Source organism: Nakamurella multipartita DSM 44233, assembly GCF_000024365.1.
Lineage (GTDB): Bacteria > Actinomycetota > Actinomycetes > Mycobacteriales > Nakamurellaceae > Nakamurella > Nakamurella multipartita.
Genome location: NC_013235.1, coordinates 157586 through 180808, shown reverse-complemented (window position 1 = coordinate 180808; position 23223 = coordinate 157586). Strand labels below are relative to the sequence as shown.

Here is a 23223-nt window from a genome sequence, read left to right as displayed (position 1 = left end):
GCGGTCAACGTGGGCCGGCGCCGCCGGGCGCGGGGCCCCCCGGGGCTTCGACCGGGGCGCCCCCGGCCGACGGGTCGAACGCGGCGACCGACCCGACGACGGTGATCGCGGGCGCCTTCAGACCGGCGACGGCGATGTCGTCGGCGATCGAGGCCAGCGTGCCGCGAACCACCCTCTGCTCGGGCAATCCGCCGTCGGCGACGGTGGCCGCGGGCGTGGCCGGGTCCAGGCCGTGTCCGATCAGTTCGGCGGCCACCGCCCCCAGTGTGGCCACCCCCATCATGATCACCAGCGCGGTACCGGACCGGGCCAGGGCGGCGTAGTCCAGGGTCGAGCGAGGATCGCCCGGCGGCACGTGCGCGGTGATCACGGTGAACCCCTGGTTGGCCGTGCGGTGGGTCAGCGGGATCCCGGCCAGGGCGGGCACGGCGACCGCCGAACTCACCCCCGGGATCACCCGCACCGGAATGCCGGCCTCCGCGCAGGCCTGCCATTCCTCGCCGCCACGACCGAACACGAAGTTGTCGCCGCCCTTGAGCCGCACCACCGTTCGGCCGGCCCGCGCGTGCTCGACCAGGATCGCGTTGATCTGTTCCTGCGGGGTGAACCGGCCCCGGGGGATCTTGCCGACGTCGACGATCTCGGTGCCCGGCCGGACCTGGTCCAGCACGGCCAACGGAGCGAGCCGGTCGGTGACGACGACGTCCGCGGCTCGCACCGCCGCCAGACCCGCCACGGTGATCAGGCCCGGATCGCCGGGCCCACCGCCGACCAGGATCACCTGCCCGACTCCGGCGGACCCCCTCGCCGGAGCGGTGGGTTCGGCGGGGTCGGCCGGATCGTCCAGGCAGAAGGTCCGGTGCTGCTCGGCCCACCCGCGCACCGCGGCATCGACCTCGGGGGCGCCGGCCAGCACGACCAGCCAGGCGGCGGCCACGTCGGCCGGCTCGACCGGCCGGGCGTCCCAGCGCAGCAGTCCCCGTTCGGCCAGGTCCAGCACGGACGCGGCCACCGTGGGCGCGACGACGTGCAGGTCGGCCCCGGCCTCGCGCAGGGCCGCGATCCGGCCGAGCGCACCCTCCTCGCCGCCGGTGATCAGCACCGCGCGGCCGGCCACCGGCAGCAGCGCCCCGAACCCGCTCGCCCCGGTCACGCCGCCCACCCGACCCCGCCCACTCCATCCGCCCCACCCATCCTGGTGTTGATCATGGGGAGAAGCCCGTTATCGGCCCGGCAAAACGGCATTCTTCCCATGATCAACTCCATTCGGGGGGTGCGGTGAGGCGGTCAGTACGTCGGAGAGGGTATCGAGCAGGCGGCCGATCAGGTGCGCGTCCCGGACCGCGACGCGGATCCAGGTCGGCCCCAGGCCCGGGAAGGTGTCCCCGCGCCGGACCGCGATCCCCCGTTCCCGCAGCGCGTCCCGGATCCAGCCCGGCGGCGCGCCGGACGGGATCACGGGGGCGGTGTCGGCCAGCACGAACGGCGTGGCCGGGTGGCCGGGCACGCTCAGGCCGAGCCGGCGCAGCCCGTCGATCAGCACCGCCCGGGGCCCGTCGACCGCCGACGCCAGGAGCGCGGCCTCGGCCACGGCGTCATCGGCGCAGCAGGCGGTGATCGCGGCCAGGGCCGGACTGGACACCGACCAGGGCGGCTGGTGCTCGGCCAACCGGGCGATCAGCTCGGCGTCGCCGACGACGTAGCCGGCCCGCAGCCCGGCGATCCCCCAGGTCTTGGTCAGCGACCGCAGCACCAGCAGCCCCGGAACCTGGTCCGCAGCCAGCGTTTCCGGCTCCCCGGGGACGGCGTCCATGAACGCCTCGTCGACCACGACGACCCGGCCGGGCCGGAGCAGGGCCCGCAGCCGGGCCGCCGGATGCAGCACGCCGGTGGGGTTGGTCGGGTTGCCGATCATCACCAGGTCGGCGTCCGCGGGCACGGCCCCGTCGGGCAGGGTGAAACCGTCGGCGGCCCGCAGCACGACCCGGTCGACGACGTGTCCGGCGGCCCGTAACGCCGCCTCCGGCTCGGTGAACTGGGGGTGCACGACGACCGGTCGCCGGGGTCGCAGGGCTCGGGCGATCAGGGTGAACGCCTCGGCGCCGCCCGCGGTGGGCAGCACCTGCTCGGCCGGCCGGCCGTGCCGCCAGGCCAGGGCCTCGGTCGCCGCCTGGGCCCGCGGGTAGTGGCCCAGGTCGGCGATGGTCGCCGCGATCGTCTCGGCCAGCCAACCGGGCGGTGCGGCCGAGCGGACGTTGACGGCGAAGTCGAGCAGGCCGGGCCCGACCTCGAGATCACCGTGATGCAACAGATTCGGCTCCGGTGTGACCGGCGGCGGGTTCGGATGAAGGGTGTGCGGCGGGCAGGGCCGGATCCGCGCCGTAGGGGATTCACTCCCCGTCCAGGCGTGCGCGGCGGCGGCGAACCGGGCCGCCAGCTCCGGCTGCCCGGCCCAGTGGGTGTGCAGGTAGGACGCGTGCACGGTCGGCGTGCCGGTGCCGGCCGGGTCGAGCGCGAAGCCGTGCCCGGCCCCGTCGATCAGCCAGCCCGGGGTCGCGCCCGACCCGGGATCGACGGTGGTGCGGTGGAATTCGTGCCCGGTGACGGCCTGACCGGCCCCGGCCAGCACGCTGCCGGACGGCGCGACGGCAGCGCGGTAGCCCAGGGTGAGCCGGGCGGTCATGGTCGCGGCGGCGTCGATCACGCCCAGCATCGGCGCGCCGTCGACGCTGCGGCACAGGTACAGCAGGCCGGCGCATTCGGCCACCGTCGGCAGCCCGCGCCCGATGACCGCGGTGATGCTCGCCCGCAGGGCCGCGTTGCCGGCCAGCTCGGCCGCGTGCACCTCGGGAAAACCGCCGCCCAGGTACAGCCCGGCGGTGCCATCGGGCAGCGCCTCACCGGCCAGCGGGTCGAAGACGACCGGCCGGCAGCCGGCGGCGGCCAGCAGTTCCTCGGTCTCGGCGTACCGGAAGGTGAAGGCCCGCCCGCCGGCCACCGCGATCACCGGCGCCGGCCCGTCGATGGGGACTCGCGGCGGCGGCGCCCACGCAGCCGCAGCCAGGTCCGGCGCCGACCGGGCGATCCGCACGACGGCGGCCAGGTCGATCCGGGCCGCGATCTGCCCGGCCAGCCGGTCCAGGACGACGGCGGCGTCGTCCCGTTCGGCCACCGGCACCAGCCCGAGATGCCTTGAGGGAGCGCTGATCCCGTCGTCGCGGAAGAGGACGCCGAGCACCGGCACGCCGATCCGTTCGACCGCGTCCCGGGCCTCCTGCGCGTGCCGGGCCGAGCCGGCCTTGTTCAGGATCACCCCGGCGACCCGCACCGCCGGGTCGAAGCCGCGCAGGCCGTGCACGACGGCGCCGATGGTGCGGGCGGACGCGGACACGTCGACGACCAGGACCACCGGGGCGTCGATGACGGTGGCGACGTGCGCGGTGGAGGCGAAGCCGTCGCGGCCGATGGCCCCGTCGAACAGGCCCATCACGCCCTCGACCACCGCGATGTCGGCCGGTCGGGGCACCGCGGCGCCGTGCAGCAGTAGCGGGACCAGCCGGTCCTCGCCGACCAGGTGCGGGTCGAGATTGCGGCCGGGGCGGCCGGTGGCCAGCGCGTGGTAGCCCGGGTCGATGTAGTCCGGCCCGATCTTGTGCCCCGACACCACGTGTCCGGCCCGGACCAGGGCGGCCATTAGCCCGGCCGCGACGGTGGTCTTGCCGTGACCGGAGGCCGGGGCGGCGATCACCACCCGGGGCAGGCTCGTCACGGCGTCACCACTCGATGCCCCGCTGGCCCTTTTGCCCGGCGTCCATCGGGTGCTTGACCTTGGTCATCTCGGTGACCAGGTCGGCCGCCTCGATCAGCCGGGGCGACGCGGCCCGGCCGGTGATCACCACGTGCTGGCCCTCGGCCCGGCCGGCCAGCGTCGCCACCACGTCGTCGACGTCGACCCAGCCCCACTTCATCGGGTAGGTGAATTCGTCCAGCACGTACAGCCGGTGCGCGCCGGCGGCCAGCCGGCGTTTGATCTCGGCCCAGCCCTCGGCCGCTTCGGCGGCATAGTCGTCGGCGGTGTCGGCGTCGCGGCGCAGCCACGACCAGCCCGAGCCCATCTTGTGCCACTCGATGGGTCCGCCGGCGCCGGTCTGCGCGTGCACACCGTCCAGCGCCTCCAGGGCCGATTGCTCGCCGATGCGCCACTTGGCCGACTTGACGAACTGGAACACCCCGACCGACCAGCCCTGGTTCCAGGCCCGCAGGGCCATGCCGAACGCCGCGGTCGACTTTCCCTTGCCGTCACCGGTGTGCACCATCAGCAGCGCCCGGTTGCGCCGCTGCCGGGTGGTCAGCCCGTCGGCCGGCACGACGAGCGGTTGCGCCTGGGGCATCAGGCCACCCGCGCCCGGTGACGGGCCACCGAGGTGGTCAGCACGGAGGCCGCGACGTCGGTGATCGGCACGTAGTCGGCCTGCAGGTGCTCGGCCAGCCGCGCGGCCAGTCCCATCCGGAACCGGCCGGTCTCGCAGTCCAGGACGAGGGCGGCGATCCCTTCGGCGGCCAGCGCGGTGGCTGCCCGGCGGGACCGGGCCACCGCATCCGGTCCGGAGGTGGCCCGCCCGTCGGTGACGACGACCAGCAGCGGACGGCGCCGCGGGTCCCGGATCCGCTCCACCCGCAGGGTGTGCGCCGCGCACAGCAGGCCCTCGGCCAGCGGGGTGCGACCGCCGGCCGGCAGCATTTCCAGCCGCCGCGCGGCCGCCTCCACCGACGACGTCGGCGGCAACGCCAGGTCCGCGGCGCCCCCGCGGAAGGTGACCAGCCCGACCTTGTCCCGCCGCTGGTAGGCGTCGGTGAGCAGGGACAGCACGGCGGCCTTGACCGCCTCCATCCGGGCGCGGGCGGCCATCGACCCGGAGGCGTCGACGCAGAACAGCACCAGGTTGGCCTCGCGACCCTGCTTGACCGCCAGCCGCAGGTCGTCCCGGCCGACCAGCAGGCCCGGCCCGGTGCGGCCGCGGCGACGCTGATGGGGGGCGGCGGCCCGGACGGTCGCGGTCAGGTGCACCGCGCCACCTCGCCCGACGAACGGGGTGGCGCCGACGGTCCGGCCGTTGCTGGTGATCGCGCGGGAGCGCCGCCCCGGCTCCCCGGCGCCGACCCCGGCGACGGTGAACAGCTTGGGCCGGAACGGTTGTCCGGTGCCGGACACGGTTCCGGCGGGGGCCGGGCCGGTGGCCGGGGTCGGGTTGCTGGCCCGGTCTGGTTCGGTTGCCGGGTCGGCGGCCTGGGCGGTCGCCGGTTCCTCGACCCGTTCCAAGTCGGAGCCGGAGTCAAAGTCCGAGCCGGAGTCAGCGTCGGAGCCGGCCTCGGTGCGGGGGCCGTCCGCCGGTTCGGACCCGGCGTCGGCCGGCGCCTGCGGGCTGGGGTCGACCTCCGGTCCCGGGGGCGGCGGGTCGGGCTCGTCGTCGCCGAGGATCCGGTCGAGCAGCTCCTCGTCCAGCCCCGGCGCGTCGAACGGGTTGCGGCGGCGCCGATGCGGCAGGGCCAGCCGGGCGGCGGCCCGGATGTCCTCACGGGTGACGTAGCGGCGGCCGTGCCAGGCGGCGTGCGCGACGGCGGCGCGGGCGGTGACCAGGTCGGCGCGCATGCCGTCGACCTCGAACGACGCACAGACCTGAGCGATCTTGGTCAAGGCGCCGTCGCCCAGCACCACCGTGGGCAACCCGGTCCGGGCGGACCGGATGCGTCGGGCCAGGTCCGCCTCGGCGTCGGCGTAGCGGGCGGCGACGGTGTCCGGGTCGGCGTCGTAGGCCAGCCGGCGCCGCACTACCTCGGCCCGCACCGCCGGGTCCCGCGGGGCGGCGATCTCGACGGTCAGCCCGAAGCGGTCCAGCAGCTGCGGGCGCAGCTCGCCCTCTTCCGGGTTCATCGTGCCGACCAGCACGAACCGGGCGGCGTGGGCGATCGACACGCCCTCGCGTTCCACGGTGCCGCGGCCCATCGCGGCGGCGTCCAGCAGCAGGTCGACCAGGTGGTCGTGCAGCAGGTTGACCTCGTCGACGTAGAGCAGGCCACGGTGGGCGGCGGCCAGCAGGCCGGGCTCGTACTCGGTGACCCCGGCGGTCAGCGCCTTCTCCAGGTGCAGCGAGCCGATCACCCGGTCCTCGGTCGCGCCGACCGGCAGCTCGACCAGCTTGGCCGGGCGGGTGGTGGCCGGGGCACCGGCCGGATGCGGGCCGTCCGGGCAGGCCGGATCGGGGTCGGCCGGGTCGCAGGAGAACCGGCAGCCCTCGATGACGTCGACCGCGGGCAGCAGTCCGGCCAGCGCGCGAACCATGGTCGACTTGGCGGTGCCCTTCTCTCCCCGCACCAGCACGCCGCCGACCTCGGGCGAGACGGTGGTCAGGATCAGCGCGAGGGCCATGTCGTCGGAGCCGACGACGGCGGTGAACGGGAACGTGCGCATCGCGGCAGCGGCCGCCTCTCGACTCGTGCGGGTGTCCACGCCCGCGCCTGCCTGTCCGCGACCACGGGGGCGGTCGCGAGACGGCGGCGAAAGTCCTGACTCCCGGGCCGGCTCGGCTCGACGCCGATTCAGCCTGGTCACAGTGGCGGGACCGCTCCGGATTCGCACCGGATTCCATCCCCGACCGTCGCCCCCGATGATGGCACAGCGGCGCGCCTCGGCCGGACGGCGTCCTGGCCCTGCCCGCCGGTCGCCAATAATCTGGCGGTGACCATCCCACTCCCGACCACCTCACCCCGGACCACCTCACCCCGGTCCGACGCGTGCACCATCGACGGCGGCATGGATGTCGCCGTGGATGTCGGTCTGGATGTCAAGGATGTCGGGGTGGATGTGGTCGGGCTCGGCGCCGACGGATGGGACGGGTTGTCCCCCCACAGCCGCGCGGTGCTGACCCGGGCCGCGGTGGTGATCGGCGGCGCGCGCCAGCTGGCGCTGCTGCCCGAGCAGCCCGGCCAACGGCGATTGCACCTGCCCACGCCGCTGCGTGCCGGACTCCTGGACCTGCTCGACTCGTCCGATTCGCCGGCCGGTCCGGTCGCGGTGCTCGCCTCCGGTGATCCGTTGCTGTCCGGCATCGGCGGCACCCTGGTCGAGCTGCTGGGCGCGGCGCGGGTACGGATTCACCCGGCGGTGTCCTCGGTCTCGCTGGCGGCGGCCGAGATGCGCTGGCCGTTGGCCGGTGTCGACGTGGTCAGCCTGGTCGGCCGGGATCTGGCCACCCTGCGCCGGGTGCTCTCGCCCGGCCGGCGGGTGCTGGCACTCTCCGCGGACGAGCGCACCCCGGCCGCGGTCGCCGCGCTGCTCACCGAGGCCGGTTTCGGCCCGTCCCGGCTGACCGTCCTGGGCGACCTGGGCAGCCCGCAGCAGAGCCGAATCGACCTGATCGCCAGCGACTTTCGCGGCCCGGTGAGCCGCCTGAACATCCTGGCGATCGACTGCGTGGCCGTCCCGGGCACCCCACCCCGGCCGCTCGTCGGTGGCCTGCCGGACGACGCGTTCGATCACGACGGGCAGCTGACCAAGCGGGACGCCCGCGCATCGGCCCTGGCCCGGTTGGCTCCGGCTCCCGGTCAGTTGCTCTGGGATGTCGGCGCCGGGGCCGGGTCGGTGGCGATCGAGTGGTCCCGGGTCGACCCGCGCTGCCGGGCCGTGGCGATCGAACGGGACCCGGCCCGCGCGGCCCGGATCGGCGGCAACGCCGCGGCGCTGGGGGTGCCCGGGCTCGTGGTGGTCACCGGAGCGGCTCCGGCCGCCCTGGCCGACCTGCCTGCCCCGGACGCGGTGTTCGTCGGCGGCGGCGCCACCGTCCCTGGACTGCTCGACTCCTGTTGGGCAGTCTTGGGTTCCGGTGGACGCCTGGTGGTGCACGGGGTGACGCTGGAGACCGAACGGCTCCTGGTCGACTGGCACGCACGGGTCGGCGGCGAGCTGATCCGGCTGTCGGTGGAGCGCGTGGAGCCGCTGGGCTCGTTCCGCGGCTGGGCGCCGGCCCGGCCGATCGTGCAGTGGGCCGTGACCAAGGAGTCGACCGGATGACCGTGCACTTCATCGGGGCCGGGCCGGGTGCGGCCGATCTGCTCACCGTGCGGGCGACCCGGCTGCTGGCCGCCGCGCCCGTCTGCCTGTACGCCGGAACCTACGTCACCGCTGACGTTCTCGCCCACTGCCCGGACGGCGCGGAGCTGATCGACACCGCCGGACTGACCCTGGAGGAGATCATCGATGCGCTGGTGGCCGCGCATCGGGCCGGGCACGACGTGGCCCGGCTGTGTTCCGGCGATCCCTCGGTGTACTCGGCGCTGCACGAGCAGACCCGGCGCCTGGACGCGGCCGGCGTGCCCTGGGACGTCACCCCCGGGGTGCCGGCCTACGCGGCCGCCGCCGCGTTGCTCGGCCGGGAGCTGACCGTGCCCGGGGTGACCCAGTCGGTGGTGCTGACCCGCACCCAGGCCCGATCCACCCCGATGCCCGCTACCGAGGAGCTGGAACGCTTCGCCGCCACCGGCTCGACGCTGGTGCTGCACCTGGCCATCACCCGCACCCGGGAGCTCGTGCGACGGCTGATCCCGTTCTACGGCGCCGACTGCCCCGCCGCCGTCGTCTCCCGGGCGACCCAGGCCGACGAGCTGGTGCTGCGCGATACCCTCGCCGGCATCGCCGATCTCGTGGAGGCGGCGGGCCTGCGGCAGGCGGCGGTGATCATGGTCGGGCCGGCCCTGGCCGGTCCCGCGGCCGGGCCGGACCCGATCGAGTCGCACCTGTACTCGGCCGAGCGGTGCCGCGACCGGACCTGACCGCGACCCCGCTACAGATCGTCGTCGACGTCGGGGACGTCACTGGCCGGAAGGGTGTACACCTGCGAGAGCCGGCGACCCTTCGGGTCGTAGACGACGTACCGACCACCGGGTACTGGTCGGAAGACGTACTGCCCGCCCTCCTTCAGATGCAGGACCAGGGATCCGTCCTCGTGCAGCACCATGGTGCCCTCGCCGAAGGCCGCGTCGATGTTCTCCGTCCGGCCGACCGGTCGGCCGAACAGCTTGTCGTAATCGGCGTTCGGATCGATCGAGACCGGCAGATCGGTGCCCTTCTCCCGATCGCTGAGCTTGCTCTCCTGATCGCCGGGCTTGGGATGGTCCTTGTCCGCACCCCCGGGGTCCGGGCCCGATCCGGCCGATCCGGCACCGTCCGTCCAGCGAATCACCCGGTACTCCCGGCCCGCGCCCCGATCGTCGATCCACACATCGATGTCGACGTTCCCGAATGGTCCGAGCCGAAGCCCGAACACGTAGCCCTGCGCGGCAAACCACGCCGGGGTGTAGCGCTTGACCAGGAAGTCCGGCTCCCAGGTGCCGCCGACTCGGGGCTCGTACCGGGGATGCCGACGAAGCCAGGCCGCGTATTGCCCCTCGGTCAGCGTCGGTGCGGCCGGGAGCGGATTGGGGCCACCCGCCGGGGTCCGTTGGACGGGTGGCAGACCGGGCACGGAGGTACGAACGCCGGGCCGGCCGGCGCCGGTGAGCAAGGAGCGGACGGCCGCGTTGCCGGCCAGTCGTTGCAGCGCCGGAAGGGAATCGGCCCGGGTTCCGGGTCTCGCCACAGACCCGGGCGATGGCCCGACGTCCTCGGTGGAGTCGCCATGCTGCCGATGGACCCGCCGCGCGGTCATCGGCCGAGGACGGCGGTCGGCACCACACAGCGGACCCTCATGCGCACCCCGCAATCACCGACCGGCCCACCGCATCAGCGAAGTGGTCCCGGCTTCAGTGTCGACCTCGCGGGGCCGGTGGTCGCCGCCCAAAGGGCAGACCTTCGGGCAATCGAACGCTTCCGTCCTGGTGGGCGGGCTGGACGCCGAGCAATCAGCGCAGCACCAGCATCAGCGCCAGCCCCCCGAACAGCACCGCGGCCAACGCCGCGACCGCGGTGGCCGACCCACCGGCCGGCAGTTCGGGGTCGCGGTCGGCGCGGGTCAACCGGCGATGCGACCGGCGGTAGCGACCCGCGGCCAGCAACCAGGCGACGGCCGGCACGGCCAACCCGACCACCGCGAGCAGGACCGTCGCGGTGTCCGACTCGAAGGCCAGCAACTTGATCACGACCGCCATCGCCGCGGCCAGGGCCAAACACGTGCGCCGCCAGGCCAGCAGCGTCCGTTCCGGCTGCAGGCCCCGGTCGAACAGCTCGGGCGTGCTCATCGGCGCACCGACCACCCGGGCCCGGTCACAGGACGAAGATCCCGACCGCCAACAGGATCACGACCAGCAGGAAGACCACGGTCATCCCGGTGGCCAGCCCGGCGCCGTGCATCGGCGTGCCCTCCCGCAGGGAACGTTCGGTCCGCATCCACCCCAGCCAGCCGGAGACGGCCGCGGCGATGCCCAGACCCACCAGCGCGATGGCGGCGACCGTGCCCAGCTCGTCGGGGACCTGCAGGTGGAAGGCGTGGACCGCGATGCCGCCGGCGATCAGCGCCAGCGAAGTCCGGATCCAGGCCAGAAAGGTTCGTTCGTTGGCCAGGCTGAACCGGGGGTCGGGATCGGCGCCCCGGCCGTAGACCCAGTTCGGGAAACGCTTACCCGCCATGGCCGCTCGCGTCCAACCGGGTGACGGGCGCGTCGGTCTCGGCCGGCACCCACCGCGGCGTCCACACCTGACCGGCCGGGGTGCGCCGGGTCCCGCCGGCCCCGATCAGCAGCAGGCACTTCATGTCGACGGTGGCCGGGTCGAGTTCGGCCAGCGTCGTGCAGCGCAGCGATTCGGCGTCCCGGCCGACGTCACGGCCGACGACCACCACGGTGTCGGGTTCGCGTTCCTGCCGCAGCACGGCCAGCGCGTCGGCCAGTTGCCGGGTGCGGCCGCGCGAGGCGGGGTTGTAGATGGCCAGCGCCAGGTCGGCGCGGGCGATGTGCCGGAGCCGGTCCTCGATCACCGACCAGGGCTTGAGCCGGTCGGACAGCGAGACGACGGCGTAGTCCGCGCCCAACGGCGCGCCCGCCCGGGCCGCGACTGCTTGGGCCGCGGTGACGCCGGGCAGCACCCGGATCGGCACCGCCCGGTACTGCGGGTCCTCGGCGGCCTCGAACACCGCCGCCGCCATCCCGAACACCCCGGCGTCACCACCGGACACGACCGCCACCCGCTCGCCGGCGGCCGCCAGGGTCAACGCGAGCCGGGCCCGGTCCAGCTCGACGGTGTTGCCGGACGCGTGTCGCTGCAACCCTTCTCGCTGGGCCACCCGGTTGACGTAAGGGGCGTACCCGACGACGTGATCGACCCCGGCCAGCGCGGCGGTCACCTCGGGGGTGACCCAGCCCTGCGGCCCCGGCCCCAACCCGACCACCAGCAGCTCGGCCGCCGCATCGGTGACGGGCCGGACCGGCGCGACCCGGTCCCGGCCGTCCCCGGGCACGATGATGATCGAGAAGTACGGCACCGTCGCCGGATCCACGTCCTTGACCGGGATCAGTGCCTGGCCGCGGGTCGACGCGCGCTCCACGTACAGGGCCTCGTCCAGCCGGCCGGCCTGCCGCAGCGCCTCGCGCACGGCCGGAAAGGTCCGGCCCAGCTTCATGATCGCCGCGCCCTGGGTGTCGGCCAGCCGCCGGGCCAGCTCCGGCACCGGCAGGGTGCCGGGCAGGATGGTCAGCACGTCCTGCTGCCGGACCAGCGGCATCGCCGCCGCCGCGGTCGCCGCGGCCACCGAGGTCACCCCGGGTACCACCTGGGTCGGGAACCGGGGGCTGAGCCGATCGTGCAGGTACATGAACGAGCCGTAGAACATCGGGTCGCCCTCGCACAGCACGACCACGGTGCGGCCGGCGGCCAGATGCTCGCCCAAACGCTGCGCCGACTCGTCGTAGAAGTCGTCGACGGCCCCGCGATAGCCGAGGGGGTGGCTGCTCGGTCCGGTCGTCACCGGGTAGACCAGCGGCTCCTCGATGACGCCGGGCGGCAGCAGGTCCACGGCGATGGATCGCGCGATCGAGCGGCCGTGGGTGCCCGAGTGGTAGGCGATGACGTCCGCCGAGCCGATCAACCGGGTCGCCTTGACCGTCATCAGCTCCGGATCGCCCGGGCCGAGGCCGACCCCGTACAACCGGCCGGGCGCCGTCACGACGGTCCTCCGGCCAGCGCGTTGACGGCCGACGCGGCGATGGCCGCGCCCCCGCGCCGGCCGGTCACCACCAGGTAGGGAATGCCCGCCTCGTGCTCGATCAGTGCCTGCTTGGATTCGGCCGAGCCGACGAAGCCGACCGGCACGCCGATGATCGCGGCCGGCCGCGGGCCGCCCTCGCAGATCCACTCCAGCAGGTGGAACAGGGCCGTCGGCGCGTTCCCGATGGCCACGACCGCCCCCTCGAGCTCGTCGCCCCACAACGAGACCGCCGCAGCCGACCGGGTCGTGCCCCAGGCGGCGGCCAACTGCTCGACGCGGTGATCGCGCAGATGGCAGATCACCTCGTTGCCGGCCGGCAGCCGGGACCGGGTGATGCCAGCCGAAACCATCATCGAGTCCACGAACAGCGGTGCCCCGGCGAGCAGCGTGGCCCGGCCGGCGGAGACCAGATCTGGGTGGAAACGCATGTCTTGCACCAGGTCCGGCTGCCCACTGGCGTGCACCATGCGCACCGCCAGGTGGCGGGCGTCGGCCGGGATCCCGGACAGGTCGGTCTCGGCCCGCACGATCGCGAACGACTCCCGGTAGATCTCGGGGCCGTCCGCGCAGTAGGCGTAGCGGCGCAATGGTCGCGTGGTCATCGGGATGCTCCGGCTCGAGTGGCGGCCACCGCAGCGGCGGCATGGTCCAGCGGCTGGTCGTCCGCCGGGTCGGCGGGGCCCTGGATGTGGACCCGCCGGCGGTCGATGACGGCCAGTGTGTGGGCGACCGACGGCCGGCCACACGACCGGGCGCAGCCGGCCACATGCACCGGCCCCGCGGACACCGATCGGGTCGAGGCGGCGACCACCTGACGGGCCAATGCCTCGGTGTCCCCCGTGCCGCGGGCACAGCGCGGGGCCCCGGCGCAGGCGGTGACGCCGCGCCATGGCGATCCGCCGTCGGCGACCAGGCCGACGGCGATCAGCGTGTCGATCACCAGGGCGGCCGCCGCCGGGTCCAGGTCCGGCACGAGCACCCCCCGCCACGGGGTCACCACCAGCTCGCCGCCGTTCGCGGCATCCGCCAGCGCACCGGCCTGGGCCGGGGTGAGCCGGCCCAGCGGGGCCAGCACGGACACCGTCGCCCGGCCGTCGGCCTGGGCCAGCGCCCCCAGGGGAGCCGGAGCGCCCGGACCCAGCCGGGCGGCGGGCGTCACTTCGGGCCCGGCCAGCAGCTCGGCCCCACCCCGCGGCAGTTCCCGGACGTGCCAGGCGGGCCGCCCGGTGGCGCACTGCCGGACGAACCGATGGGCCAGCTCGATCAGGGTCGGCACCACCTCGGGCAGCGGCACCCGCGGACCGGAAAGGCCGCCCACCCAGATGCGGGCGTGGGTCGCGTCGAGCGCCTGCGCGGACAGGTCGGCGTCGACCCCGATGTCGCCGCGCCCGTCGTCGAGCCCGAACCGGAACGGCCCGGGGAGCGCGGCCAGCTCGGGCGCCGCGCACAGCGCCGCATCCAGCTCATCGATCAGCGGCCGCAGGTCGGCGTGACCACCGATCAGGCCAGTGAGCGGTGAGCAGGCGATGCTGCGCACCCGATCATGCGTGGGGTGCGGCAGCAATCCGGCCGTGGCCAACGCGTCGACCAGACCGGGCGCCACGGTGTCATCGGCCGTCGTCGCCACGGCCCGCAGCTGCAGGTTGGCCCGGGAGGTCAGCCCGACGTCCCCGTCGGCGTACTCGGTCGACGCCTGGCTCAAGGCCCGCAGCGCGGCGGCCCCGATCCGGCCACCGGGGATGCGGATCCGCAGCAGCGCCCCGTCCTGCGCCGCGTGCGGCCGGAGCACCCCGGGGCAGCGGTCGGGATCGGCACGACTGGTCATCGGGCCATGGTGTCATGCGGCCGGCCCCGCTCCGGCCGGGCGAGCCGGTCACCTTCCGGTCGCAGTCCCGGTCACCGCGTCGACCAGCGACCACGCCACGTCGACGACGCCGGCGCGCAGCCGGAGGAACCCGGGGCTCAGCCCGCTCTCCGCGGCCAGGATCGCGGTCGCGGTGGCGGTGGACTGGTCACGCAGAGCGTCGTCGTCGGCGGTGTCGGAGGTCTGCAGGATGGCCACGAAGTACCGATCGGTCCAGCCGACCGAGTGAATCTGCAGCGGCGGCCCCGCTCCGATGTCGGTCCAGCCCTGCTTCGACCCGTGGTCGCCGGGCAGCGCGTTCAGGCCGAAGTCCTGGTCGAAGCCGTCCGCGCCGACCGGCTGGACGTGGGCCATCGCGTCCATCAGCAGCGGGGCGACCAGCGGATCGTTCGCCATCCGGTACAGGAAGGTCGCCTCGTCGTCGGCGGTGATCAACTCCCACCCCCAGTCCTGCGAATCGGTTCTCGGACCGTTCTCGGTGTCGCTCAGCCCGTACCGTGCGGCCATCGCCGGCACGATCGCCGTCGACCACAGGGCGGACTGAATGGCGTCGTCCGACTCGACGATCATCGTGCGGAGTCGGGCGGACAGGGCCGGGTCCGGGTGGCCGGCATTCTGGACCTCGTAGTAGGCCACCGTGAACAGCTTGACGATGGATTCGGAGATGTACTGGTCCCGGCCGCCGGCGCTGGCCACCATCGCTCCGGTCGCCCGGTCGACCACCGCGACGCTCTGCTCGATCCCCTGTTCGGACGCCTGCATGACCTCGTCATCCACCACCTGCTGCAGGTCCGGTAGGCCGGCGGCGGCGGGCGGCGCGGTCGGCCCCGCGGTGAGCCCCAGCGCCACGGTCGTGGCCGCGACCAGCAGGACGGCGCACCGGCGGGTGCGACGTCCACGGCTTGGACCGCTGCGCGGGCTCATCGGTCCGACCCTGTCACGACCGCAGGGCGGGCGGAAATCCACCCGGTCAGCGACTCACCGACGCCAGCCCGGTCGCCGGCAACCGGCTGCGGAACACGTGCCGGCTCGGCGACTCTCGGCCCTGACGCCGAATCGGTTGCCGCCTGGCTACTCTGAGCCGGTGGAGCCGACCTCGCACGTCTCGGTGGATGTGCTGGTCCTGCGCTACGACCGGGCGCTCCGCCAGTTGCGGCTGGGGCTGCACGAGCGCACTCTCGAGCCGTTCGCCGGGTGGCCGGCCCTGCCCGGGGTGTTGCTGCTGCGCGGTGAGCGGATCCGGGACGCGGCCGCCCGGGCGTTGGCCAAGGTGCAGCTGACGGCCCGCGGATCCGGCCAGCTGATCACCTTCGACGAGCCGAGCCGCGATCCCCGCGGCCCCACCCTGTCCGTGGCCACCTGGGCGGTCACCGACGACATCGGCACCGCCCGGTGGTCCGGGTGGGACGAGCGACCACCGCTGGCCTTCGACCACGACCGGATCGTGACCGACTGCCGCCCCCTGCTGGCCGGAATGCTCTGGCGGGACCCCTCGTTCACCCGCCTGCTCACCGGCGCCGAGTTCCCCGTCACCGACGCCCTCGCCCTGCACCAGGCCCTGACCGGCGCCGCCCCCGACCGCGGCAATCTCAACCGCACCCTCGCCACCATCCCCGGCCTGCACCGCACCGACCGGCAGGCCTCCACCGGCCGCGGCCGCCCCAGCACCATCTGGGCCTGGTCCCCCTCCCCCACCCCCTGACCCCGGCCCCCACCCCCCTGCCCGCGCGGATCATCTACGCCGGCGCGGATCAACTCGCACCCGATGTGACTGGTGGGGCCCAAGTCAACGACTTCATCCGCGCGGGGGCACCCCCGCGGGGCGGGCCACCCCCGCGGGCCCGGCTCGATCAGGCGACCTTGCGGTCCGCCCGGCCGGGCCCGAACGCCAGCACCTGGGCCGGGGCGCCCAGCGCCCGCTCCAGGGTGACGACCGCGTCCCGGCTGTCGCGCAGCTCCCGGCCGGTGCCGCTCGCCCGGTGCATCAGGTCGGTCAGCTCCTGCTGGTGGGCCAGGTCGCCGAACGCGCCGACCGGCAGCCGATCGGTCAGCCCGCGCGGCGTCTCGTACGCCCCGACCGCGCGGACGGCCGGCGTCCCCGGGTCGTCCACGACGTCCAGGTGCGAGACCGCGAGCCCGTCCACCCCGCCGATCGCCTCGACCGCGTAGCGCAGCGCGACGAGGTCGAGATGCCCGGCCCGCCAACCACCCTGGTAGATGCCGCTGCCGTTGAACGGTTCGGCAACGGCCAGCAACGCCGGATCCTCGGTGGGCAGCGGGCCGGCGCCGTGCCGGGTCGTGTACGCCCGGGTCAGGCCGAGCACGTACCCACGCGGCAAGCCGGCCTCGGCGAGCAACGCCTGCGCGTTCGCCGGTGTGGTGGTGCTCCAGGTGGTGTGTGGGTGAAAGCCGCGCCACTCGTCCAGCAGCACCCCCTGGGCCCCCTCGAAGACCAGCCGGCCCCGGCTCGCCAGCTCGTTCAGATGGCCGGCCGGCGCGATCCGCACGGCCCCGACGAACGCGGTCAGCAGGTCGGCCATCGCCTCGACACCGTCGTGGCCGTGGGCACCTGCGGCCAGCAGCGGTTCGTAGAAGCGGACCAGCTCGTCCAGCCGGCGGCGCAGCGTCACCGGTTCCAGGCAATCCCGCACCCGCAGCGCCCGACCCGTCGCCGTCGCGGGTGCGACCAGGTTCTCCACCCGCTCCCCGGCCTGCGCCCGGCGGGTGGTGGCCAGGTCGTACCAGACGGTTTCGCCGATGCCCAGTCCGGTCGACCCGTGCCGGCCGGCACCGCGGGCGTCCTCCCGGGTCCGGTTGGCGGCCACGTGCACCGGGGTGGTGATCAGCGCGTCCGGGTCGACCGTGATCAGGCTCAGCGGATCGGGCACCCCGAGCGCGGCCAGTTCCTCGGCCTCCCCGGCCAGGCCGATCGGCTCCACCAGAGCGAACCGGCTCAGCAAGGTCGGCACCCCGGCCAAGGTGCCCGAGCCGAACTGGCGAAACGTGTGGTGCCGCCCGTCGACGACGACGTTGTGGGCCGCCTGCGCGCCCCCGTTGAAGCGGACGACGCCGGCGACATTGCCGGCCGAGCAAAGGAAATCGACCGTCGCGCCCTTGGCCTCGTCGCCGAAGCCGAGCCCGACCACGATGACGGACTGATCGTCGGGGATCATCGCAGGTCGTCCGCAACGTCCAGGCCGCCGGGCAGCGCCGCCGGGGTGTCCACCGTCCGGGCGCCCAGGGTGGCCAGCGCCTGGCCGACCGTCGCACCGTGCGGGCTGCCGACGTCGGCCAGGTCGGCCAGCCCCTCGCCGAGGTCGATCGAGTCCTCCAGCAGGCCGACGGTCAGCGCGATCAGCTCGCACACCGCCTCCGGCTCCTCCAACCGGAGCAGCCGCTCCCCCAGCAGGTTTCGCCAGTGCTCGTTGACCTGCCGGTCGTCGTAGTAGGCGGTCTGCCGGGGCAGCACGAAGAACGTCTCCCACCGCTGCTGCGCCTCGCGGTAGATCGCCTCGGTGCTCAGATCCTCGCCGACCTGGTCGCCGATCACCCGGCGGATGTACTCGGCGCGCAGTCCCCGCTTGTTCATCTCGTCGCCGATCAGGAACAGGTAGCCCTTGCGGCCCCGCTTGTCCCAGGCGTCGGTGGCGGTGTGCCGGGCGATGAAATAGGTGGCCAGTTCGTACGACTCGCTCTTCTGGCCGCCGCCGCCGCCCTCCAGGAACATGGTGCGCAGCTGCTCGTCCATCCGGTTGTCCGACTCGAACTGGCCGACCTGCAGAGGCACCCGATCGCAGTCGGCGTCGCCGATGCCACCGAACATGATCTGCGGATCCTGCACATATCCCTTGCGCTGCAACAGACCCAGCAGCTCGGCCAGCCGGCGCTGCATGATCTGCGGCACCACGCCCATCGAACCGGTCACGTCGAACAGCACGACGATCGGGGTCGAGTTCGGGTGGTCGGCGCCGTCCCGGGCTTCGCGGACGGTCACGCCGTGGGGGTCGAGTTCGGGGGCGGCCTTCCATTGCCGGGCCGGCCGGTGGCGCATCTGCGCGCTGTAGGCGAAGTCGGCCTTGCCGGTGGCCCGGCGGAAGGTGGCGGCGGCGCGGTAGGCGTTGTCGTCCCAGGCTCCGTGTCCCATGATGAGATCCTTTCGGTGAGGCGCGGTTTCAAACCGCAGTGGTCGGTACGGTGAACGGTCGGAAGTGGCGCGGGCCGTAGAGCCGGCCGATCAACTCGTCGTATTCCTCGAGCAGGGCGGCGGCCGTGGGCCGCATCCGCGGGTTGTCCTGCCGGCACAGGCGGGCGTAGGCCCGTTGGGCGTCCTCGGTCGGGGCCAGCAGGTCGAGCATCAGGGTGTGCAGCTGGTGGATGTCGGCCTTGCCGTCGACCGGCCGTCCGGCCAGGGCCTCCGGCGGGTACTGGCCCGACTTGGTCAGCGCGGGCAGCGGCCGCCCGACCGGCGTGGCGAATGACCAGCCGGCCAGGACCACCCCGTGCTCGTCCGGCTGGATCAGCACGTTGTCGGCCACGATCGCGCCGTGCACGACGCCGGCCAGGTGGGCGCCGGCCACCGCGCGCAGCAGCCGCCGGTACATCCAGGCCCAGTCCCGGCCGTCCAGGCCCTCCGGGAAGGCCCGACGCACCTGGGCCAGGGTGACGAAGCCGGTCAGTTCCGCGAAGACGTTGACCTGCCGCGGCGGTCCGCTCGGGTCACCCAGCGCGGCGACATCGACCAGCCGCGGGTAGTACGGCCGCAACCACTCCTGGTCGCGCAGCATCTCGCCCAGCGCCCGGTAGGCCCGGCGTTCGCCGTCCAGCAACGGGTTCGACGCCGACCGGCGGGCGATCTTGAGCACCACGCCGCCGCCGCGGTACACGCTGGCGACGCTGCCCTGGGCGATCAGCTCGTCGACGACGTAGGAATCGACCCGGCCGGTGATGACGACCGGGCCCGCCGTGGCGGCGGGCGCCGCCACGGCCTGCCAGTCCCGGTAGAGCTGCTCCAGCCGGGCGAACGCGGTGGCCTCGCCGGCCCGGTCCGGGTGGACCAGGAACGCGATGCGACGAAACGTCCGCCGGGCGGCCCGCCGGGTCGCGTCATCGATACCGGCCGGTCCGAACACATCCTCGGGGCGGGTGGCCCCCAGGACCGCGGCCCGGGCTTCCTCTGTCGTGGTCATATTTCTAGTCTGCACGACTAAATTAGAAAGCGCAAGTCTGCGCCAAGCGACGGACGCCTCCACCCGTCGACTTGCCTCATCCGCACGCCTGGAGCCGACGCAGCGGTGCGTCTGTGGCAAGTCGGCGCGCGGGGGGCGCGCGGCGGGGCGAGGGGGTGGGGGGACAGCCGCGCCTTGGACGAACCGGGACACGCGCAGGCCGGAGGGTGAAGCCGGACCGGCGGCTGCCAGAGTGGAGGCATGCCTCGCCTCGCCCTGCTGTCCACGTCCGACACCGACCTGCTCTCGGCGCGCGCGTCGGGCGCCGACTGGGCGCTGGCCAACCCGGCCCGGCTGGACGTGGCCGCCGACCTCCCGGCGCTGCTGGACGACGTGGACCTGGTGATCGTGCGGATCCTGGGCACCGCCCGCAGCTGGCAGGACGGCCTGGACGCGTTGACCGCCCGCGGCCTGCCGACGGTCGTGCTGGGCGGGGAGCAGGTGCCCGACGCCGAGCTGATGCGGCTGAGCACCGTGCCGATCGGCATCGCCGCGCAGGCGCACCAGTACCTCACCGAAGGCGGCGCGGCCAACCTGCGGCAGCTGCATGCGTTCGCCAGCGACACCGTCCTGCTGACCGGCGAGGGATTCGACCCGCCGGTCACCATCCCCGGCTGGGGATACCTGGACCGCGCGGACGTCGCCGATCAGAGCAGGAAATCGCGGGTCGGCATCCTGATCTACCGCGCCCACCACACCTCCGGCAACACCGCCTTCGTGCACGCGCTGGCCGACGCCGTCGACGCCACCGGGGACGCGGTCGGGGTGCCGATGTTCTGCTCGTCGCTGCGCACCGCCCCGCCGGACCTGCTGGCGGCGTTGGGCACCCTGGACGCGCTGGTCGTCACGGTGCTCGCGGCCGGGGGTACCACCCCGGCGACCGCGTCCGCCGGCGGCGACGACGACGGCTGGGACGTCAGTGCGCTGGCCGCCCTGGACATCCCGATCCTGCAGGGGTTGTGCCTGACCTGGTCACGGGAGGCCTGGGCCGGTTCCGACGACGGGCTGTCCCCGCTGGACGTGGCCACCCAGGTCGCGGTCCCCGAGTTCGACGGCCGGATCATCACCGTCCCCTTCTCGTTCAAGGAGACCGACCCGTCCGACGACGCCGGCCTGCCGCGCTACGTCGCCGACCCGGAACGCTGCGCCCGGGTCGCCGCCATCGCCGCGGCCCACGCCCGGCTCCGGCACACCCCGGCCGCCGACCGCCGGGTGGGCCTGGTGCTGTCGGCCTATCCGACCAAGCATTCCCGGATCGGCAACGCCGTCGGCCTGGACACCCCGGTGTCCGCGATCCGCCTGCTGCGCGCCATGCGGGACGCCGGCTACCAGGTCGGCGACCTGCCCGGCCTGGGCATCCTGGACCCGGTGGAGGGCGAGGAGCCGGACACCACCGCCGGCAACACGCTGATCCACGCGCTGATCGCGGCCGGCGGGCAGGACGAGGAATGGCTGACCAGCGAACAGCTCTCGGGCAATCCGGTGCGGATCTCGGCGGCCCGCTACCGGGAGTGGTTCGCCGCCTTCCCGGACGAGCTGCAGGAGGCGGTCGTCCAGGCGTGGGGGCCGCCGCCCGGGGAGCTGTTCCTGGACCGGTCGGCCGACCCCGAGGGTGAGATCGTGCTGGCCACCCTGCAGGCCGGCAACGTCGTCATCCTGGTCCAACCGCCCCGCGGGTTCGGCGAGAACCCGATCGCTATCTACCACGATCCCGATCTGCCGCCGTCGCACCACTACCTGGCCTGCTACCGCTGGCTGGAGCACGAGTTCGGCGCGCACGCACTGGTGCACCTTGGCAAGCACGGCAACCTGGAGTGGCTGCCGGGCAAGAACGTCGGCATGGCCGCCACCTGCGGGACGGACGCCGCCCTGGGCTCGGTCCCGCTGATCTATCCCTTCCTGGTCAACGACCCCGGCGAGGGCACCCAGGCCAAGCGGCGGGCCCACGCGGTCATCGTCGACCACCTCATCCCGCCGATGGCCCGGGCCGAGTCGTACGGCGACATCGCCCGGCTGGAGCAACTTCTCGACGAACATTCGACGATCGCGGCGATGGATCCGGCCAAGCTGCCGGCCATCCGGGCGCAGATCTGGACGCTGATCCAGGCGGCCAAGATGGACCACGACCTGGGCCTGGCCGACCGGCCGCAGGACGCCGAGTTCGACGACTTCATCATGCATGTCGACGGCTGGCTGTGTGAGATCAAGGACGCGCAGATCCGGGACGGACTGCACGTGCTGGGCCAGGCGCCGGCCGGCTCCCAGCGCGTCGATCTGGTGCTGGCCATGCTGCGCGCCGCCCAGGTGTGGGGCGGCCGGTCCAACGCGCTGCCCGGCCTGCGGTCGGCCCTGGGCCTCAAGGACGACGCCGACCTGGGCACCGTGGATGCGATCGAGGCCCAGGCCCGCGCGCTGGTGCAGGCCGCCGACGCCGCCGGGTGGGCGGTCGAGGCCATCCCCATGGTGGTCGAAAGCCAACTGGGACAGGCCGATCCGGCGATAGGCCGGATCCTGGAGTTCGCGGCCACCGAGATCGTGCCCCGGCTGGCGGCCACCACCGACGAGCTGACCTCGGTGCTGCACGCCCTGGACGGCGGCTTCATTCCGGCCGGCCCGTCCGGCTCGCCGCTGCGCGGGCTGATCAACGTGCTGCCCACCGGCCGCAACTTCTACTCCGTCGACCCCAAGGCGGTGCCGTCCCGGCTGGCTTATGACACCGGCGTGGCGATGGCCGATTCGTTGGTCGCCCGCTACCGCGCCGACACCGGGGAATTCCCCCGCTCGGTCGGGCTGTCGGTCTGGGGCACCTCGGCGATGCGCACCGCCGGCGACGACATCGCCGAGGTCCTCGCCCTGATCGGGGTGGCCCCGGTCTGGGACGAGGCGTCCCGCCGGATCGCCGATCTGCAGGTCATCCCGGCGGCCGAGCTCGGCCGGCCCCGGATCGACGTCACGGTCAGGATTTCCGGGTTCTTCCGGGACGCCTTCCCGCACGTGGTGACCATGCTCGACGACGCCATGCGGTTGGTCGCCGCCCTGGACGAGCCAGACGAGATCAACTACGTGCGCGCGCACACCCGGGCCGACCTGGCCGAGCACGGTGACGAACGGCGGGCCACCACCCGGATCTTCGGTTCCGCCCCCGGCGCCTACGGAGCCGGGCTGCTGCCGCTGATGGAGTCCGGGAACTGGCGCGACGACGCCGATCTGGCCCAGGTGTACACGGCGTGGGGCGGTTTCGCCTACGGCCGCGGCCTGGACGGGGCCGCCGCCACCGAGGACATGCAGATCAACTACCGGCGGATCGCGGTGGCGGCCAAGAACACCGACACCCGCGAGCACGACATCGCCGACTCCGACGACTACTTCCAGTACCACGGCGGCATGGTCGCCACGGTCCGGGCCCTGACCGGGCAGGCACCACGCGCCTACATCGGCGACTCGACCAACCCGGACGCCGTGCGGACCCGGTCGCTGACCGAGGAGACGGCCCGGGTGTTCCGGGCCCGCGTGGTCAACCCCCGCTGGATCGCGGCGATGCGCCGGCACGGCTACAAGGGCGCCTTCGAGATGGCCGCCACGGTCGATTACCTGTTCGGCTACGACGCCACCGCCGGCGTCGTCGCCGACTGGATGTATGAGTCGCTGGCCCAGACCTACGTGCTGGACGAGCAGAACCAGGCGTTCCTCAAGCACGCCAACCCGTGGGCGTTGCGGGGCATCGTCGAACGCCTCACCGAGGCCTCCGACCGGGGCCTGTGGGCCGAACCGGACCCCGATCTGCTGGCCGAACTCGCGCAGGTCTACCTGGACGTGGAGGGCGACCTGGAGGACAGCTGACCCGAGCCGACGGTGACGAGTCCCCGGGGTTTTCACCGTTATCAAGCACGTGGTGATCACCCCACTCGCCGTGCGGCCGTGGGGTGACCCGCGCGGGGAGCCG

18 protein-coding genes and 1 riboswitch are annotated in these 23223 nt (G+C 74.0%); of the genes, 4 read left to right on the top strand and 14 right to left on the bottom strand.

What is annotated here, in order from left to right; translation table 11 throughout:
* Positions 1 to 4: 4 nt before the first annotated feature.
* Genes cobA through NAMU_RS00780 form a run of 4 tightly spaced genes read right to left on the bottom strand, consistent with a single transcriptional unit; the run spans position 5 to position 6469 of the window.
* Complete coding sequence (gene cobA / locus NAMU_RS00795) at positions 5 to 1162, bottom strand: uroporphyrinogen-III C-methyltransferase (protein ID WP_012814070.1); 1158 nt, start codon at positions 1160 to 1162, stop codon at positions 5 to 7.
* Positions 1163 to 1222: 60 nt separating this feature from the next.
* Complete coding sequence (locus NAMU_RS00790) at positions 1223 to 3769, bottom strand: cobyrinate a,c-diamide synthase (protein ID WP_012814069.1); 2547 nt, start codon at positions 3767 to 3769, stop codon at positions 1223 to 1225.
* A 4-nt stretch (positions 3770 to 3773) separates the two neighbouring features.
* Positions 3774 to 4391 carry a cob(I)yrinic acid a,c-diamide adenosyltransferase gene (gene cobO / locus NAMU_RS00785; protein WP_012814068.1) on the bottom strand — a complete coding sequence of 206 codons (618 nt, stop codon included), beginning with the start codon at positions 4389 to 4391 and terminating at the stop codon, positions 3774 to 3776.
* Positions 4391 to 6469: a magnesium chelatase subunit D family protein gene (locus NAMU_RS00780; protein ID WP_041369569.1), complete on the bottom strand. Its 2079-nt coding sequence runs from the start codon at positions 6467 to 6469 to the stop codon at positions 4391 to 4393. The genes cobO and NAMU_RS00780 overlap by 1 nt, the downstream gene beginning before the upstream one ends.
* A gap of 68 nt (positions 6470 to 6537) precedes the next feature.
* A riboswitch (cobalamin riboswitch) is annotated at positions 6538 to 6673 on the bottom strand.
* Between the two features lie 138 nt (positions 6674 to 6811).
* Here NAMU_RS00780 and NAMU_RS00775 point away from each other — a divergent pair.
* Complete coding sequence (locus NAMU_RS00775; RefSeq protein ID WP_012814066.1) at positions 6812 to 8068, top strand: bifunctional cobalt-precorrin-7 (C(5))-methyltransferase/cobalt-precorrin-6B (C(15))-methyltransferase; 1257 nt, start codon at positions 6812 to 6814, stop codon at positions 8066 to 8068.
* Positions 8065 to 8826 (top strand): precorrin-4 C(11)-methyltransferase, encoded by a 762-nt coding sequence (gene cobM / locus NAMU_RS00770; protein WP_012814065.1) that lies wholly within the window; start codon positions 8065 to 8067, stop codon positions 8824 to 8826. The genes NAMU_RS00775 and cobM overlap by 4 nt, the downstream gene beginning before the upstream one ends.
* Before the next feature lie 11 nt (positions 8827 to 8837).
* Here cobM and NAMU_RS00765 read toward each other — a convergent pair whose 3' ends face one another.
* The 7 genes from NAMU_RS00765 to NAMU_RS00735 form a co-directional block, all read right to left on the bottom strand.
* The gene (locus tag NAMU_RS00765) at positions 8838 to 9632 is read right to left on the bottom strand and encodes a hypothetical protein (protein ID WP_138179867.1); all 795 of its coding nucleotides are present in this window, start codon (positions 9630 to 9632) and stop codon (positions 8838 to 8840) included.
* A gap of 262 nt (positions 9633 to 9894) precedes the next feature.
* Positions 9895 to 10230 carry a DUF202 domain-containing protein gene (locus tag NAMU_RS00760; RefSeq protein ID WP_012814063.1) on the bottom strand — a complete coding sequence of 112 codons (336 nt, stop codon included), beginning with the start codon at positions 10228 to 10230 and terminating at the stop codon, positions 9895 to 9897.
* A 25-nt stretch (positions 10231 to 10255) separates the two neighbouring features.
* A complete protein-coding gene (locus NAMU_RS00755; RefSeq protein WP_012814062.1) occupies positions 10256 to 10618 on the bottom strand; it encodes a YidH family protein in 363 nt (120 codons plus the stop codon).
* Positions 10608 to 12092, bottom strand: a complete 1485-nt coding sequence (locus NAMU_RS00750) for a precorrin-2 C(20)-methyltransferase (RefSeq protein ID WP_052308107.1) — start codon at positions 12090 to 12092, stop codon at positions 10608 to 10610. The genes NAMU_RS00755 and NAMU_RS00750 overlap by 11 nt, the downstream gene beginning before the upstream one ends.
* A 53-nt stretch (positions 12093 to 12145) precedes the next feature.
* Positions 12146 to 12793, bottom strand: a complete 648-nt coding sequence (locus NAMU_RS29020; RefSeq protein WP_012814060.1) for a precorrin-8X methylmutase — start codon at positions 12791 to 12793, stop codon at positions 12146 to 12148.
* A complete protein-coding gene (locus tag NAMU_RS00740; RefSeq protein WP_012814059.1) occupies positions 12790 to 14016 on the bottom strand; it encodes a nitrite/sulfite reductase in 1227 nt (408 codons plus the stop codon). The genes NAMU_RS29020 and NAMU_RS00740 overlap by 4 nt, the downstream gene beginning before the upstream one ends.
* Before the next feature lie 48 nt (positions 14017 to 14064).
* Positions 14065 to 14979 carry a hypothetical protein gene (locus tag NAMU_RS00735; RefSeq protein ID WP_012814058.1) on the bottom strand — a complete coding sequence of 305 codons (915 nt, stop codon included), beginning with the start codon at positions 14977 to 14979 and terminating at the stop codon, positions 14065 to 14067.
* A 160-nt stretch (positions 14980 to 15139) separates the two neighbouring features.
* Between NAMU_RS00735 and NAMU_RS00730 the strand changes: the two genes are divergently transcribed.
* Positions 15140 to 15757 carry an NUDIX hydrolase gene (locus NAMU_RS00730; protein WP_012814057.1) on the top strand — a complete coding sequence of 206 codons (618 nt, stop codon included), beginning with the start codon at positions 15140 to 15142 and terminating at the stop codon, positions 15755 to 15757.
* Positions 15758 to 15905: 148 nt separating this feature from the next.
* Here the strand turns inward: NAMU_RS00730 and NAMU_RS00725 are convergent, their stop codons facing one another.
* From NAMU_RS00725 to NAMU_RS00715, 3 genes are read right to left on the bottom strand one after another with little or no spacing between them, the layout of a single operon-like run.
* The gene (locus NAMU_RS00725) at positions 15906 to 17228 is read right to left on the bottom strand and encodes an adenylosuccinate synthetase (protein WP_012814056.1); all 1323 of its coding nucleotides are present in this window, start codon (positions 17226 to 17228) and stop codon (positions 15906 to 15908) included.
* A complete protein-coding gene (locus NAMU_RS00720; protein ID WP_012814055.1) occupies positions 17225 to 18199 on the bottom strand; it encodes a hypothetical protein in 975 nt (324 codons plus the stop codon). Before NAMU_RS00720 ends, NAMU_RS00725 begins: the two co-directional genes overlap by 4 nt.
* A 28-nt stretch (positions 18200 to 18227) precedes the next feature.
* Positions 18228 to 19241: a protein kinase family protein gene (locus NAMU_RS00715; RefSeq protein WP_012814054.1), complete on the bottom strand. Its 1014-nt coding sequence runs from the start codon at positions 19239 to 19241 to the stop codon at positions 18228 to 18230.
* A gap of 240 nt (positions 19242 to 19481) precedes the next feature.
* Between NAMU_RS00715 and cobN the strand changes: the two genes are divergently transcribed.
* Positions 19482 to 23120, top strand: a complete 3639-nt coding sequence (gene cobN / locus NAMU_RS00710) for a cobaltochelatase subunit CobN (protein WP_012814053.1) — start codon at positions 19482 to 19484, stop codon at positions 23118 to 23120.
* Positions 23121 to 23223: the final 103 nt, after the last annotated feature.